This is a genomic window from Bradyrhizobium cosmicum (genome assembly GCF_007290395.2).
Lineage (GTDB): Bacteria > Pseudomonadota > Alphaproteobacteria > Rhizobiales > Xanthobacteraceae > Bradyrhizobium > Bradyrhizobium cosmicum.
Genome location: NZ_CP041656.2, coordinates 4,107,613 through 4,123,015, shown reverse-complemented (window position 1 = coordinate 4,123,015; position 15,403 = coordinate 4,107,613). Strand labels below are relative to the sequence as shown.

General features: G+C 64.6%; 11 protein-coding genes. 4 read left to right on the top strand and 7 right to left on the bottom strand.

From position 1 onward, the window contains the following. Positions 1–77: 77 nt before the first annotated feature. The gene (locus FNV92_RS19855; protein WP_143844902.1) at positions 78–989 is read left to right on the top strand and encodes a DMT family transporter; all 912 of its coding nucleotides are present in this window, start codon (positions 78–80) and stop codon (positions 987–989) included. 108 nt (positions 990–1,097) lie between these two features. Further along, positions 1,098–2,333, top strand: a complete 1,236-nt coding sequence (locus tag FNV92_RS19850) for an ABC transporter substrate-binding protein (protein ID WP_143844903.1) — start codon at positions 1,098–1,100, stop codon at positions 2,331–2,333. On the opposite strand, the gene FNV92_RS19845 is transcribed toward FNV92_RS19850, so the two are convergent. Genes FNV92_RS19845 through FNV92_RS19825 form a run of 5 tightly spaced genes read right to left on the bottom strand, consistent with a single transcriptional unit; the run spans position 2,334 to position 7,839 of the window. After that, the gene (locus FNV92_RS19845) at positions 2,334–3,587 is read right to left on the bottom strand and encodes an O-antigen ligase family protein (protein WP_143844904.1); all 1,254 of its coding nucleotides are present in this window, start codon (positions 3,585–3,587) and stop codon (positions 2,334–2,336) included. Beyond that, positions 3,584–4,978, bottom strand: a complete 1,395-nt coding sequence (locus FNV92_RS19840) for a glycosyltransferase family 4 protein (RefSeq protein WP_168213631.1) — start codon at positions 4,976–4,978, stop codon at positions 3,584–3,586. Before FNV92_RS19840 ends, FNV92_RS19845 begins: the two co-directional genes overlap by 4 nt. After that, positions 4,975–5,715, bottom strand: a complete 741-nt coding sequence (locus tag FNV92_RS19835; RefSeq protein WP_143844905.1) for an ABC transporter ATP-binding protein — start codon at positions 5,713–5,715, stop codon at positions 4,975–4,977. Before FNV92_RS19835 ends, FNV92_RS19840 begins: the two co-directional genes overlap by 4 nt. Before the next feature lie 2 nt (positions 5,716–5,717). Next, positions 5,718–7,670 carry a glycosyltransferase gene (locus tag FNV92_RS19830; protein WP_143844906.1) on the bottom strand — a complete coding sequence of 651 codons (1,953 nt, stop codon included), beginning with the start codon at positions 7,668–7,670 and terminating at the stop codon, positions 5,718–5,720. A 7-nt stretch (positions 7,671–7,677) separates the two neighbouring features. Continuing rightward, positions 7,678–7,839, bottom strand: coding sequence for a hypothetical protein (locus FNV92_RS19825; protein ID WP_168213632.1), 162 nt, complete (start codon positions 7,837–7,839; stop codon positions 7,678–7,680). A gap of 126 nt (positions 7,840–7,965) precedes the next feature. On the opposite strand from FNV92_RS19825, the gene FNV92_RS19820 reads away from it, so the two are divergent. After that, positions 7,966–8,841, top strand: a complete 876-nt coding sequence (locus FNV92_RS19820; protein WP_143844907.1) for a DUF6502 family protein — start codon at positions 7,966–7,968, stop codon at positions 8,839–8,841. Next, positions 8,838–10,028: a DUF5666 domain-containing protein gene (locus FNV92_RS19815; protein WP_143844908.1), complete on the top strand. Its 1,191-nt coding sequence runs from the start codon at positions 8,838–8,840 to the stop codon at positions 10,026–10,028. Before FNV92_RS19820 ends, FNV92_RS19815 begins: the two co-directional genes overlap by 4 nt. Before the next feature lie 43 nt (positions 10,029–10,071). Here the strand turns inward: FNV92_RS19815 and katE are convergent, their stop codons facing one another. Further along, positions 10,072–12,195 carry a catalase gene (gene katE, locus FNV92_RS19810; protein WP_143844909.1) on the bottom strand — a complete coding sequence of 708 codons (2,124 nt, stop codon included), beginning with the start codon at positions 12,193–12,195 and terminating at the stop codon, positions 10,072–10,074. An 85-nt stretch (positions 12,196–12,280) separates the two neighbouring features. After that, on the bottom strand, positions 12,281–15,394 hold the full coding sequence (locus FNV92_RS19805) for an efflux RND transporter permease subunit (RefSeq protein WP_168213633.1): 3,114 nt from the start codon (positions 15,392–15,394) through the stop codon (positions 12,281–12,283). Between the last annotated feature and the right edge of the window lie 9 nt (positions 15,395–15,403).

Genomic DNA, 15,403 nt, shown 5'->3' with positions numbered 1-15,403 from the left:
ACGATCTCATCGGAAATCGGGTGGCGCGATTGGCCGCGGTGTTTTAGGCGGCGGGCCTGGACGCCGAGGTGAAATCCATGCCCCCGAACGACAACCGGATCGACACGCGAGACTGGTCGCTGCTCGCTGTGCTCTCCATGCTCTGGGGCGGCTCGTTCTTCTTCAATGGCGCGGCGCTGCGGGAGTTGCCGCCGTTGACGCTGGTGTTGCTGCGCGTCGCTCTCGGCGCGGCCATCCTGCTGCCGCTCATGCGCATGCGGGGGATCGCTTTTCCGAGGGGGCTGATGGGTTGGACACCATTCGTCACGATGGGGCTGCTCAACAACGCCATTCCGTTCTCGCTGATCGTGATCGGCCAGACCTTCATCTCCAGTGGTCTGGCGTCGATCCTGAATGCGACCACGCCGTTGTTTACGGTGACGGTGATGGCCGCGGCAGGCGAAGAAGCCTTGCAGATGCGGCGCGTGGGCGGCGTGGCGCTCGGCCTTCTCGGCGTGATCATCCTTCGCGGGTGGGGCATCGAGACGAAAGCAGGGCAGGGGCTCGGCATTTTGTTCTGCCTTGGCGGCGCGTGCAGCTATGGCTTTGCAGCGCTCGCCGCGCGGCGGCTGTTGAAGGACTCCGCCCCGCTCGGCACGGCGACATTTCAGCTGATGGCGTCCACGGTGATGATGGCCGTCGTTGCCGGCGTGGTCGAGCAGCCTTGGCATCTGCCGATCCCCGGCCTCGCGACCTGGCTCGCCGTGCTTGGCCTTGCCGGCCTGTCGACGGCGCTCGCTTATATCGTCTTCTTTCAGATCATACGGCGCTCCGGCGCGAGCAACGTCATGCTGGTGACGCTGCTCATTCCCGTCACCGCCATTCTTCTGGGGTCGCTGGCGCTGGGTGAGCCGATCTCCATGCGCGAGATCGCGGGCGCCATCGTCATCGGCAGCGCGTTGCTCGTGATCGACGGACGCGTTCTGAATCTGCTGCGGCGCACGGTGTAAGTTCCAAATCGTCGTTTCACGTCGCGGAAAATCGCCACGCTTGCCAGCAGCACGCCGCCTTGCGACACTCGCGGCAAAACAAGACTACAAAACACAGGGGAGAGAACGATGCCGGGTCGTCGCAAAAGCCTTGCTGCCCTCGCCATGCTTGCTGTCGGCGTGCTCGTCACGGCACCGGCCTCGGCGCAGAAGAAATACGATCCCGGCGCCACCGACACCGAAGTGAAGATCGGCAACATCATGCCCTATAGCGGGCCGGCCTCGTCCTATGGCGTGATCGGCAAGACCGAGGCTGCCTTCTTCAGGATGATCAACGACCAGGGCGGCATCAACGGGCGCAAGATCAATTTCATCAGCTATGACGACGCCTACTCGCCGCCGAAGGCGATCGAGCAGGCGCGCAAGCTGGTCGAGAGCGACGAGGTTCTGCTGATCTTCCAGCCGCTCGGTACGCCCTCGAATTCCGCGATCATGAAATACATGAACGCCAAGAAGGTGCCGCAGCTCTTCGTTGCCTCCGGTGGCACCAAGTTCGGCGATCCCAAGAACTTCCCGTGGACGATGGGCTTTCAGCCGAACTACCAGAGCGAGGGGCGGATCTACGCGAAATATATCCGTGACAAGTTTCCGAACAGCAAGATCGCGGTGCTCTGGCAGAATGACGACGCGGGCAAGGACCAGTTCAAGGGCCTGAAGGACGGTCTCGGCGACAAAGCCGGCATGATCATTGCCGACAAGTCCTACGAGGTCAGCGATCCCTCGATCGACTCACAGATCGTCGCCCTGCACGATTCCGGTGCGGACATCTTCTTCTCGTGGGCCGCGCCAAAGGGTTCGGCGCAGGCGATCCGAAAGGTCGGCGAGCTCGGCTGGAAACCGAAATTCTTCCTCGCCAACACGGCCACCTCCATCGCGTCGGTGCTGAAGCCCGCCGGGCTCGACTATGCCAGGGACATCATCTCGACCGCGTATCTGAAGGACCCGACCGATCCGACCTGGGACAAGGACCCGGCCGTGGTGAAGTGGCGCGAATTCATGGACAAATATTACCCCGATGGCGACAAGACCAATGCCAACAACCTCTATGGCTATGTGCAGGCCGAGGCGATGGCGCAGGTGCTGAAGCAGTGCGGCGACAACCTCACGCGCGAGAACGCGATGAAGCAGGCCACCAGCCTGAAGAATTTCCACACCGACCTGATGCTGCCCGGCATCATGGTCAACACGTCGGCAGATGATTACTTCCCGATCGAGCAGATGCAGTTGATGCGCTTCAACGGGCAAGCCTGGGAGCTGTTCGGCGACGTCATCACCGGCGAGGTCGGCCACGAGCGCAGCCAGTAGTCAGGGCCGGCTGCGCTTCAGCACCATGCCGCCGGCGACGCCGACGCCGAGCACATACATCCAGCCCTCGTGGAAATCGAACAGGTGCGAGTTCAGCAGCGAGCTCGCGATGTTCTGAACGACGGCGACAAGGCCGATCCAGGCGGCAAGACCCTGGCCCGGTAAACCTCCGCCCAGGAACAGGCGAAGGTGGGCGATCCACATCGCGTAGAGAAGGACTACGCCGAGCAGGCCCCATTGCATGGCGACGTTGAGGGTCTGGTTGTGGGGATTGCTGACTATCTCCGCTTCGAGGCTGCTTGTGCTGGTGGCGGCGCGCTCGAACTGCCGCTTGATCGATCCGGTGCCATGGCCGATCAGGGGCGCCTCGGTGAAGGCGTGAAGCGCCTTGCGCCAATAGGTCAGCCGCTGCGCGGTCGAGGCGCGGCTGATGTCCTCATGGCCACGATGATATTCGACGGCGATGTCGGTGATGCGCTGGCGCAGATAGGGCGACGTCGTCCAGGCCAGCGCGCTCGCGGCGACAGCGCCCGCGAGCAGGAGCAGCGCCGCCCGCCGGTCGAGATGTCGCCAGGCGAACAGGGCGAGCAGCACGGCGATGCAGAGCAGCGCCGTGCGGGCGGAGGCGACGAACACCATGTTGGTGATGAACAGCAGGATCACCGCCAGGCACGCGCCCGTGGCGACCACGCGTCTGTCGCGCCAGAAAATCAGCGCGGGCAGCGCAAGTGCAAAGGCGCAGAGGGTGAATTCCTGGCTCTGGTCGATGTAGTTCTTGACGGGAACGCCCGCCGACGCCGTCGTGGTGATCTTCCAGGCGGGATCGAGCAACACGATCCAGGAATAGACCGCAAGCAGCACGCAGGAGCCAAGAAAGGCGAGGCAGACCCAGGAGCCGCGCTCCGACCGGCTGAAATGGTAGAGCAGCGCCGGAATCAGCACGAGCTTGGCGACCGGCTTGATCGCGTGCAGCCGGTCCGCCCACGCAGCGTCAGACCATAGCGTCCCGACGAGGGCGAGCAGGAGGAAGGCAAAGGGCAGCGCGAACGCAGGCCGGGCGAGCTGCCGCCCATAGTCGCGCCAATCGATCGTCGGCGTCACCGCCAGCAGCCAGAGGCCGACGAGGATCGACGGCGCCGTGGTCGACCAGGGCAGCGAGGCCGCGATCAGGACGGCGAGCCCATCGGTGGTCCCTGTCAGCGCGGCCGAATGGCCGAGGGCGGGCCTGCGGCCATGTCCGCATTCGGCGTTCATCCGTACGATGCCAGCAGTGCGGCGGCGAGGCTTGCGCCGGGCGCCTCACGTCCGAGGAAATCGCGGGCCTGGGTCTCATAGCCGAAGCGCTCGGCGAGCTCGCTGCGTCGCGCCTTGATCCTGCCGCGCCATTCCTCCTGCCGCGTCATAACACGGGTAACGGACGCCGCGATCGAGTCGGTCGAGAACGGGTCGAAGTAGTCCGCGAGGTCGCCCGCGACCTCGCGGAACACCGCGATATCAGAACACAGCACCGGCGTGTTCGCGGCGAGCGCCTCGATGATCGGCACGCCAAAGCCTTCGGCGAAGCTCGGCATGATCAGCCCGTGGGCCTCGGCAATGAGGGTGGCCTTCTCATGCTCGTCGACATAGCCGGCGAAGCGAACGTTCGGCGGCAGATTGCGCATCCGGTTGATCTCGCCGGCATAGCCGATCACCACGAGATCGGCCTGCGGCACGCCACGGAAAGCGCGGATGACGGTGGCGACGTTCTTGCGCGGCTCGTTCGAGACGATGACGACGAAGCTCGGCCGCCCCGGACGACCTGACGGGGCTGGCAGGTGCAGGACATCCGGGGCGTCGAACCGGGTGCGGGGATACACGACCCGCGCCGGCAGGTGCGCAAATTGCGGCAACAGATCCCTGAACCGCATCATGCTGTAGTTTGAAACGAAGGCGAGCTCGTCGGCCTGCCGCAGGCTGGTCCGCAGTCGCGACAGGAACAGCCTCGTCGCGACGTCGCTGAGCTTGAGGTCGGTGAGCGGCAGCAGGTCATGGACTACGCAGATCACCTTGGCGCCCGGCTTGCGCCGGATCGCGACCCGCGTCGGCGTGTCCACCACGATGACGTCGTAGTCGCGCGCGTCGACCCGCGGCGGCGGCAGCAGGAAGAAAGCAGAGGAATCCTGGTAGCTGTAGAAGCCGGGCTCGAGCTGGAACTCGCCGAACAGCTCGAGGTGGCGCAGGTCGGGCGGGACGTATTCGATCGCTGCGGTCTTGTTCTCGATGCGCCGGGCATTCAGTCCGCGCAGGCCGATGGCGCGCAGGAAGCAGAGGACATAGTCGAGCGACACCGACATGGCCGCCTTGTGGCGGAGCCAGTCGAGCGTTCGGCGCAGGCCGTTGCGCGCCAGCGGCTCGGCCATGTTGATCTCGTCGAGGAAGCGATAGAGCGCGAGCAGCTCGATGTTGCGCGCCTCCGACGGAAACAGCTTCGTGCGCCGCCCGCGCCCGCGCAGCTTGCGATAACGCCGGGAGGTCTCGACCAGCAGTGTCAGCTCGTGGCCCTCGGCCGCGAGCGAGCGCATCAGCTCGCGCGTGAAGTGGAAGATGCCGCGCTTGTGGTTGGGCTCGCCCAGCGCTTCGGAGACGACAAGGATGGTCTGTTTCATGCGCGTTTCTCGCGGAGCTCGAATGTGTGCGTGGCCGGCGGCTCGACCGTCATGGTCAAGGCGATGCGGCCATGGTCGAGGTTGATGATGCTGGTGCAGGTGCGCCGCAGCAGCGGCTGGTCGTGCGAGGCGATGATCACGATCGCCGCCTGCGAGACGAGGTTTTGCAGCCGCCGCTCGGCTTTCTCCGCAAAATGCTCGTCGACGACGCTGAGCCATTCGTCGAGCAGGAGGATGTCGGCCGGGAAGGCGGTGGCTGTGGCGAACAGCACGCGCATCAGCATTCCCGAGGAGAACATCCGCAAAGGCAGCCGCTGCATCCGCGTCTCGAGCTCGGTGAAGGCCCAGATCTCGTCGATCACGCTACGCGTCGGCTTGCGGCCGCCGATCCGTAGCAGCAGTGCGATGTTGTCCTCAGCCACGAAATCCAGGTTGACGCCGGCGTTCAGGCCGAGCAGGGGCACGATGTTGCCCCTGACCTCAAGGTGGCCGCTGCTCGGCGGGTACACGCCGGCGATGAGGCGCAGCAGCGTCGACTTGCCGGAGCCGTTGGGGCCGGCAAGACCGATGCGGGCGCCGGGTTCGGCCTCCATCGTGACATCGTCGACGGCGCGGATGGTCCGCATCTCGCCCGGCTCGCGGATGAGGTGACCGAGCAGCCGCCGCTTCAGCGAGAAGTCGTAGGCGCCGTAGAGCGGATAGTCGAGACAGACGTTGCGCAGGCTGATTGAGACCATGGTCAGATCCAAAATGCGGCTTTGCGCAGGTAAACCAACGTCAGCATGCTCGCAAAGATCAGCAGCGCTAGGGTGACGAGGACGTAGACGAGGCTGGTCGGGTCGACATGGCCGCCTGCAAGCGGCTCGCGCCACACCGCGAACAGGTGCGTCAGCGGATTGAGCCGCATCACCGTCGCGCGGTGGTTGATCATTTCGGCCGACCAGATCACGGGTGAGGCGAGGAAGGCGAGCATCAGCGTGGATTCGATGATCGGCTTGAGGTCGCGATAGCGCGTTGCCATCGCGCCAAGGACGAGGCTCAGGGCGAAGGTGCAGGCCACGAACAGCAACAGGCCGGGCAGCGCCGCCAGCGCGTGAGAGAGGTCGTGGTGCGACAGGACGAGCCACAGCAGCAGCGGCACGCAGGAGTTATGTAACGCGAACAGTCCCTGGCGGAACGTGCATTGCAGCAGGAAGATCACCGGCGGCAATGCTCGGTCGCGGATCAGGCTCGCAGAGTTCTGCAGCGCCGTGGTCGCATCGAGCACCACGCTGTTGAGGAAGGTCCAGGCCGTCATCGACAGCGCCAGCATTGGGAGCCGCGACAGGATGTCGGCGTTCGACATCTGGCCGATGACCGAACCCAGCACCACGACCACGATCGCCATCTGCAGCGACATCCAGAACGGTCCGAGCAGCGAGCGGACGTAACGGTGCCGCATGTCGGACCAGGCCAAGGCGGCCGCGATCCGGACGCTGTCCGGCCAGCTCGTCGCCTGCGATGGTTCGGCTGCGGTGGCCGATTCCCTGCAGGGCGCGGTGACGGCGTTGCGGTAGACGGTTTCCATGCCTTCCCGGAAAGCCGTGGCGGAATAGCGGGTGAGGGCGCGGGTGCGGGCCGACAATCCCATGCGCCGGCGGCGCTCGGGATCGCCGATCAGGGCGTCGATGGCCTCGCCGAGCTTTTCGGCATCGCCCGGCGGCACAGTGATCGCCTCCATGCCGTGGCGTGCGACGCGCGGCACGGCGGTATCGAGCGCCGTGTTCACGACGGGGCGACCGGCGGCCATGGCTTCGAGCTGGACCAGACCGAAGGTCTCGGCGTTGGTCACCGACGGTATCACGAAGACGTCGGACAGGCACATCAGCTTGATGCGTTCGCTGTCGCTGACCGAGCCGAGCAGGCGGACGCGGTCGGTCAGGCCGAGCTCGCGGATCATCTGCTCGAGCCGGGGCCGCTCGGTGCCTTCGCCGATGATCCAGACCTCGAACTTGCGGTTGACCGCGGCGCGGATCAGGACGTCGAACCCCTTGTACGGAACGAGCCGGCCGCAGGCGAGCACAAGCCGACCGCGATCGTTGACATGGTGCGGCTCGATCTTCGGCCAGTCATATCCCGACGTGTCGATGCCGAACGGCACGACGTGGCATTTGTCGTCGAACTCGCGCAGCAGCGGCGTGGTCTCGACCAGGACGTGGTCCGACACGATGATCGCCTTGGCGCGGCGCAGAGTTCGCCGCATCAACGGCTCGATAAACCAGCGCAGGCCGGCGTGGGTGACGATGTCGGCGTGCCAGTGCACCACCAGTGGCCGCTTGGCGCCGAATCCCAGTGCGAAGACGAGATCGGCGAGCGGGAAGGGAGCGTGGAGCGCGAGCAGGTCGTGTTCGGCGATTTTACGCCACAGCCGCCATGGATAGGTCGGGGCGGCGGGAAGCGACAGGAGATTGCCGAACGAGCGGACGCGCTCGACCGGCACGTCGTTGACGACGAGTTCGCGCGGCTCGGCAGATTGCGAGCAGACCAGCACGGCGGAGGCAAAAGCATCCTTCAGACCGGCGCAGATGTCGCGGATCACTGTCAGCGTGCCGCCGAACAGGTCGGGATAATAGATCTTGAAGATGTGGAGCACCGACGGGCGGCGCGGGATTTCGTGCAAGGTTTCTTGCAAGGTTTCCTGGCTGTGATGCATGGCGGCGTCAGCCTGCGAGAAGTGCTGCGACGAACGGTGCGGCCAGCACCGACATGAAGATCACGCCGCGCAGCAGCGCCGGCAGGATCGGCTCTATTGTGCCGTGTCCCCGGTCGGGAGCCGGCACGGCACGCAGTGAGCTGGAATTGCGGACCAAGCGGTCAGGCATGGGTGTTGTGTCCCTTTACGTCGCGCCCTCAGTGGCGTCTCGTATATGTGGGAAATTTTACCACGTCAATGCAAAACGGGAAAATGTGGGATTGTGTCCCACGTGTGACGCAGGTACAATTCAGACATGAATGCCAAGCCCGGGTCCAAAGCGGCGGCTCCGCAGCCGAATGCCGCCGCGAAGCTGCACGCGCCGCTGGCGCGGCTGCTGCGCCCGCTCGTGCGGCTCTGCATCCGCAGCGGCATGACCTTTCCGGCCCTGGCGCAACTGCTTCGCGAGCTGTTCGTCAACGTCGCCGAGCATGATTTCGCGCTGGAAGGCAAGGAGCAGACCGACAGCCGCGTCAGCCTGCTCACCGGCATCCATCGCAAGGAGGTGGCGCGGCTGCGCGGCGCTGGCGCGCCCGTGAACGAGACGCCGGCGGCGGTGTCGCTGACGAGCGCCGTGATCGCGCGCTGGCTCGCCGCGCCCGAGTTCACCGATGCGAAGGGCGAGCCGCTGGCCCTGCCGCGCACCGCCGAGGGCGATGCGCCGTCGTTCGAGCAGCTCGTCGCCTCCGTCACCAAGGACGTGCGACCGCGCGCGGTGCTCGACGAATGGGTCGACCGCAAGCTCGTCACCATCAACGCGGCCGACGAGATCGAGCTGGTCGAGGCCGCCTTCGTCCCGTCAGGCGAGGACGACAGCAAGTGGCACTATCTCGGCCGCAATCTGCACGACCATATCGCGGCGGCCGAACGCAACGTCTCGGGCACAGCGCCGCGCTTCCTCGAGCGCGCGGTGCACTACAACAACATCTCGCCGAAGCTTGCACGCCGGCTCGAAGCGCGCTCGCGCGAGCTTGCGATGGACGCGCTGAAGACGGCCAACCGCGAGGCCAACCGCGCGCTCGCCAAGGACAAGGGCGGTGACGCCCGCTGGAATTTCGGCATCTACATCTACAGCGAAGATGCCGACGAAGAGGGCGAGGCCAAGTCGGGCAAGGAAGGTAGTTCCTCATGAGCCGGCCGCCGCTCATCTCCCGCCGTCTGCTGCTGACGGGATTTTGGCTCGCCGGCACGGCCGTGGCGCGGGCGCAGGTCGGGCGCGGCACCGACCAGGGAATCGGCGGCACCGGGCTCACGCGTGGTGACGACCACGGCATCGGCGGCACCGGCATCGTCGGCGTGATCCAGCGCTTCGGCAGCATCTACGTCAACGGCGAGCGCATCACCTATGCCAGCGATGTCCCCGTCCGGATCGACGGCGAAGCGGCGAGCCCCAAAGCGCTGCGGGTCGGGCAGCTCGCACGCGTGGTCGCGACCCGCCGGGCCGACGGCACGCTCGTCACGCGCAACATTGCGATTGCGAGCGAGGTCGCAGGTCCGATCGAATCCGTGAAAGGCAACGAGCTGACCGTGCTCGGCCAGAAGATCGTCGCGAGCGACAAGGAGAGCAAGCTCCGTACCGGCACGCAGGTGGCGGTCTACGGTCTGCGCCGCACCGACGGCGTGATCGTCGCTAGCCTGGTCGAGCCGCGACGCGAGGCGACCGAGCGTGTCACGGGGCTCGTCGAGCGCGGGCCCGACGGACTGCGCATCGGCGGGCTGAGGCTGAGCGGCGTCGATCCCTTGCTGGTCGGCCAGCGCGTCCAGATCGAGGGCAGCGCGCGCCAGGGCACGATGCAGGCTGCGCGCACGCGGATCGATGATTTCTCGGATCTGGTCGGCGCAAGCCGCCTGTCGATCGAGGCTTATGTGCAGCGGGCGGGGTCGAACCTCCAGCTCGGCTCCGGCTTCGTCGCCCGCGACGGGTCGCGCTTCGGACCGGCGGCCGGCGAAGCGCGCATGGTGGTCAACGGTGTGTTCGACCGCTCGCGCGGCTTCCAGGTGGATTCGGCACAGGCCATCGGCCACGGGCCGGGGGCACCTCCGTCCGGCGGTGGCGCTCCCAACCGGTCGCCCGGCGGCTCCATCCTGCATCCGAATCGTACCGCGCCAAACCCGACCGGTGGTCAGCCCGGTGCACCGGGCGCGCCCGCGCCCGGATCCAGCCCAGGTGCAAGCCCAAGCCCGGCGCCGGGCCCGAGCGGCCCGTCAGGTCCGGGCGGCATGGGCTCGCCCGGCGGACCGATGGGGCCCGGCGGCGGCATGGGTGGTGGCGGCTTCGGAGCTCCCGGCGGCGGGATGGGCGGCGGCGGCCGACGTTGAGCAAAGCCGAGGCGCACGATGAGCGCGCCTCGGCCTTCCTTGCTCAGGGCATCTTGACGTGGGGCTCGCGCTCCCAGATCCGCAATTTGGCGAGGCTGTCGACGAACGATTTGGCCTCTTTCGCGCTTGCGATCGAGATGCAGCCTTCATCGAAATCGTCGGAGGCAATGCCCGCTTTTTCGAAAAGCGGCAGCGCCGCATCGACGTAGCCGATGAACTTGCAGTGCGCGAACGCGTCGGCGAGGAAATCGCGTGCCGAGGATTCCAGCAGCAGATCCTCCATCGCATCCGCAGCCGGCAGTAGCGCGACCGCGTCGTAGAGAACGGACGGTCCTCCGTCGATCATCTGATCGGCGTCGATCCAGCCGCCGTCGCTGGCTTCGGCGCCCGTCACCTTCGGCGCGATGATCTCGAAGGTCGCCCCGGCCTTGTCGAGGGCAGCCTTGAGAGCCTTAAGGAGGCCTGCGTCCGAACCGTCGGTGACGAGAATACCAAGCTTGCGCCCCTCGAAGCGCTCCGGACCGTTCTCCACGATGCTCAGGGCGGGGGAAGGATCGAGATCCTGACGCGTTGGCAGGGCTGCATCGGCAGGCTTCGGCATCTTCTGCAGGCCGAGCTTGTCCGCGACCTTGCTGGCCAGTGTCTCGTCGATGTTGAGGAGATGCGAGACCATGCGCTCCCGGATCGCCGGAATTTTTACCTTGCTGAGCTCGAACGTCAGGGCCGCGGCAATGTGCGACTGCTCGCTTGCAGTCTGACTGATGAAGAACTGACGGGCCTGGCTGTAGTGGTCCGCGAAGCTCTCAGCACGCAGACGGCGTTTTTCGCCTTCCACCACCTCGGGGAACGGCGTGAAGCCGCGCTGTGGCGATTCTCTCGGTCCTTCGCCGAAGGAATTCGGCTGGTAATTGACGCGACCGACCGGATTGCGCATCGCCATGTGTCCGTCCTGCTGAAAATGAGCGAACGGGCATTTGGGCGCATTGATCGGGATGTGAGTGAAATTGGGGCTACCCAGCCGTTTCAGCTGCGTGTCGAGGTACGAGAAATTGCGCCCCTGGAGCAGGGGATCGTTGGAGAAGTCGATGCCCGGCGGAACATTCTGGGTCATGAAGGCGACCTGTTCGGTCTCCGCAAAGAAATTATCCGGCATCCGATCGAGCACCAGCCGTCCGACCGGAACGGGAGGCAGAATTTCCTCGGGAATAATCTTGGTCGGATCGAGCACGTCGAACTCGAAGGCGTCGGCAAAGTCCTGATCGAACAGCTGAAGCCGCAGCTCCCATTCGGGGAAATTGCCGGTCTTGATGGCAGTCCAGAGATCGCGACGGTGGAAGTCGGGATCGGCGCCGTTGATCTTGACCGCCTCGTTCCACACGACCGATTGCAGGCCGAGCTTCGGCTTCCAGTGGAATTTGACGAAGGTGGATTCGTTCTTGGCGTTGACGAGCCGGAACGTATGAACGCCGAACCCTTCCATGAAGCGAAACGAGCGTGGGATGGCGCGGTCGGACATCACCCACATGACCATGTGCATGCTCTCGGGGGTGAGGCTTATGAAGTCCCAGAAATTGTCATGCGCCGATTGGGCCTGGGGAAATGCGCAGTCCGGCTCTTCCTTCACGGCGTGGATCAGGTCGGGAAACTTGATGGCGTCCTGAATGAAGAAGACCGGGATGTTGTTGCCGACGATATCCCAATTGCCTTCCTGCGTATAAAGCTTGACCGCAAAGCCCCGCACGTCGCGGGCAAGGTCGACCGAACCCTTGCTTCCGGCAACGGTTGAAAACCGAACGAAGGCGGGTGTCTTTTCGCCCGCGCGTTGGAACAGGTCGGCCTTGGTGTATTTCGCGAGCGATTTGTAGGTCTCGAAGAACCCATGCGCCGCGTATCCGCGTGCATGCACGACCCGCTCGGGGATGCGTTCGTGGTCGAAGTGGAAAATCTTCTCTCGAAAATGAAAATCCTCGAGCAAGGTTGGCCCGCGGGGCCCGACCTTCAGTGAGTTCTGGTCGTCGGACACCGGGCCGCCCTGGGCCGTGGTGAGGACGCTCGCCTTGCCGGCAGCGGTCTGATGAAGTTCGCCACCTTCGCCGCGTTCCAGCTTTTGGTCGTGGATGGTTGCCGTCCTCGCGGATACGCGAGTCGATTTCGTCGTCTTGGCCATGTGAGGATCTCCCGGGCGTCCGTGGAGTCCTTCAATTCGCCCGTACAGGTTCCGTTCCTAGGAGCGCTCTCGCCTCTGTCATCGGTCACTGGGCCGCTCGCGGCTCTCCCTGCGTTCCGAGGGCTGCGTCACCGGGCTTCACCGTGTCATCAGCCATCGCCGTCGCGGAATGGTCAGCCGCCAGCAGAATGTAGAACGCCGGCACCACGAACAGGGTGAATAGCGTCCCGATCGAGAGTCCCGAGGCGATCACCAGCCCCATGTTGAAGCGCGAGGCGGCGCCCGCACCGGTCGCTGTGATCAGCGGCATCACGCCGATCACCATGGCTGCCGTCGTCATCAGGATCGGGCGCAGCCGGATCGCGGTCGCCTCGATGACGGCATCGCGCTTGGAGCGGCCGGCATGCTGCAGCTCGTTGGCGAACTCGACGATGAGAATGCCATGCTTGCTGATCAGCCCCATCAGTGTGACGAGGCCGACCTCGGTGTAGATGTTGAGGCTGGCGCCCTTGATCCCCAGCATGATGAACATCAACGCTCCCGCGATCGACATCGGCACCGAGACGAGAATGATCAGCGGATCGCGGAAACTCTCGAACTGCGCCGAGAGCGCCAGAAAAATGATGATGAGCGCGAAGCCGAACGTGGTGGCGAAACCGGACGATTCCTGGATGAACTGCCGCGACTGACCACCATAGTCGATGGTGTAGCCTTTGGGCAGGATCCGGTCCGCGATCCCCTTCAAGGTCGTCAGCGCTTCTCCGGTGATCACGCCAGGCATGGCCACACCGGAAATGGTGGCGGCATTGACCTGCTGGAAATGGTTCAGGGATTGCGGGACCGTGGTGGTTTTCAGCGACGCCACCGTCGACAGCGGAACGGCCGTGCCGTCCGAGGTCTTGATGTAGTAGTCGAGTACCTGATCGGCATTAAGCCGCTGACGCTGTTCGACCTGGGGGATGACCTTGTATGAGCGGCCGTCGAGCCCGAAATAATTGACATACCCGCCGCCCAGCATGCTGCCGAGTGCGCCGCCGACGTCGCTGAGCTTCAAGCCGAGCTGAGCGGTCTTTTCGCGATCGATCAGCACCGAGGTTTGCGGCTGGTCCACCTTCAGGTCATTGTCGAGGAAGATGAACTTGCCGCTTTTCAGCGCCTCCGCGGTAAATGCCTTGGCGATACCGTCGAGCCGGTCGAACGGATCGGTGGTCTGGATCACGAACTGGATCGGAAGGCCGCTTGCTCCGGGCAGCGGCGGCAGCTGGAACGCGACGATCTTGGCGCCGGCGACCCCAGCCATCTCCTGCTGAAGCGCCGGCTGCAGCTGCGCTGCCGTCTTCTCGCGCTTGTCCCACGGCTTGAGCACCCAGCCCGCGATCGAGCTTCCGACCAGATCAAGCTGGAACACCGCCGCAGTCTCAATATGTGCGGAGATGCGCCGGTAAACCTCGGCGGAATACAGCAGTTTCTGCTGAAGCGTGGCGTTCGGCGCCAGCGTCGACTGCATCAGGATCGCGCCCTGGTCTTCTTCCGGCGCCAGCTCGTTCTTGGAATTGGTGTAGAGCCAGTAGATGCTGCTGAGGATCAGCGCCGCGAACACGACCGTCACGGGGATCGTTTTCAGGCTGGATTCGAGCAGGCCCCGATAGCGGTGCTGCAACCACTCCATCCGCGCGTCGATGAAACGGACGATGCGATCGTCGAGCGTCGGCTTGCCTTTGTTCGGCGGCTTGAGGATGTAGGCGCAGCACATCGGCGTGAGCGTCAATGCGATGACGGCCGATACCGCGACGGAGCCCGCGAGCGTGAACGCGAATTCGGTGAAGAGCGCACCGGTCAGGCCGCCCTGGAAGCCGATCGGCACGTAGACCGCGATCAGCACGACCGTCATCGCCAGGATCGGACCGGAAAGTTCGCGGGCGGCAAGGAGCGCTGCCTGCACCGGCTTCTTGCCTTCGACCAGATGCCGGTTGACGTTTTCGACAACGATGATGGCGTCGTCGACCACCAGACCGATCGCGAGCACCAGGGCCAGCAGCGTCAGGAGGTTGATCGAGAAGCCGAGCGCCAGCAACAAAGTGAAGGTGCCGACCAGCGACAACGGGATGGCGATCACGGGGATCAGCACCGAGCGCCACGAGCCCAGGAAGAGGAAGACCACCACGGTGACGATCAGGAGCGCCTCGACCAGCGTATGGATCACCTCCTCGATCGAGCTGTTCACGAAATCGGTTGAATCGTAGATGATCTCGGAGGTCATGCCCTCCGGCTGTTGCGCCTTGATATCGGGATAGACGGCGCGGACGCCCTTGATGACGTCGAGGAGGTTGGCGTTCGGCGCGACCTGGATGCCGATGTAGACGGCGCGCTTGCCGTTGAAGCCAACCGATGAGTCGTAGTCCTCGGAGCCCAGGGTGACGTTCGCCACGTCCGACAGTTTGACGTTGGACGAACCCGCTTGCTTGACGACGAGGTCGCGAAACTCCTGCAGCGACTTCAGGTTCGTGGCGGCGGTCAGGTTGACCTGCACCATCTGGCCCTTGGTGGTGCCGAGCCCCGCAATGTAGTCGTTGTTGGACAGCGCGGTCGAAACGTCCGAGGCGGTCAGCCCGTAAGCCGCAAGCTTGATCGGATCGAGCCAGGCGCGCAGGGCGAACGTCTTGTTGCCCAGCAGTTCGGCCGTCTGCACGCCCGTGACGGCCTGCAGCTTCGGCTGCACGACGCGGATCAGATAGTCCGTGATCTGGTTCGGTGCCAGCACGTCGCTGCTGAAACCGAGATACATGGCATCGATGGTCTGGCCGACCTTGACCGTCAGCACCGGCTGCTGGACGCCGCTCGGAAGCTGGTTGAGCACCGAATTGACCTTGGTGTTGATCTCGGTCAGCGCTTTGCCGGAATCGAAGTTCAAACGCAGGTTGACGGTGATGGTCGACGTGCCGGACTGGCTGGTCGAGGTCATGTAGTCGATGCCGTTGGCCTGGGCGATGGCATTTTCCAGCGGTGTGGTGATGAAGCCGGCAACGATGGCCGAATCCGCGCCGTAATACGTGGTCGTCACGGTGACGATCGCGTTCTGTGTGCGGGGATATTGCAGGATAGGCAGCGAAGTCATCGACTTCAGACCCAGCACCAGGATCATCAGGCTGATGACGATCGCGAGTACCGGCCGACGAATGAAGATGTCGGTAAAGGACACGTGTTCCCC

Excerpts from the sequence above, each read along its gene's own strand:
- FNV92_RS19855 (WP_143844902.1), top strand. The coding sequence starts at position 78 with ATGCCCCCGAACGACAACCGGATCGACACGCGAGACTGGTCGCTGCTC.
- FNV92_RS19850 (WP_143844903.1), top strand. The coding sequence starts at position 1,098 with ATGCCGGGTCGTCGCAAAAGCCTTGCTGCCCTCGCCATGCTTGCTGTC.
- FNV92_RS19845 (WP_143844904.1), bottom strand. The coding sequence starts at position 3,587 with ATGAACGCCGAATGCGGACATGGCCGCAGGCCCGCCCTCGGCCATTCG.
- FNV92_RS19840 (WP_168213631.1), bottom strand. The coding sequence starts at position 4,978 with ATGAAACAGACCATCCTTGTCGTCTCCGAAGCGCTGGGCGAGCCCAAC.
- FNV92_RS19835 (WP_143844905.1), bottom strand. The coding sequence starts at position 5,715 with ATGGTCTCAATCAGCCTGCGCAACGTCTGTCTCGACTATCCGCTCTAC.
- FNV92_RS19830 (WP_143844906.1), bottom strand. The coding sequence starts at position 7,670 with ATGCATCACAGCCAGGAAACCTTGCAAGAAACCTTGCACGAAATCCCG.
- FNV92_RS19825 (WP_168213632.1), bottom strand. The coding sequence starts at position 7,839 with ATGCCTGACCGCTTGGTCCGCAATTCCAGCTCACTGCGTGCCGTGCCG.
- FNV92_RS19820 (WP_143844907.1), top strand. The coding sequence starts at position 7,966 with ATGAATGCCAAGCCCGGGTCCAAAGCGGCGGCTCCGCAGCCGAATGCC.
- FNV92_RS19815 (WP_143844908.1), top strand. The coding sequence starts at position 8,838 with ATGAGCCGGCCGCCGCTCATCTCCCGCCGTCTGCTGCTGACGGGATTT.
- katE (WP_143844909.1), bottom strand. The coding sequence starts at position 12,195 with ATGGCCAAGACGACGAAATCGACTCGCGTATCCGCGAGGACGGCAACC.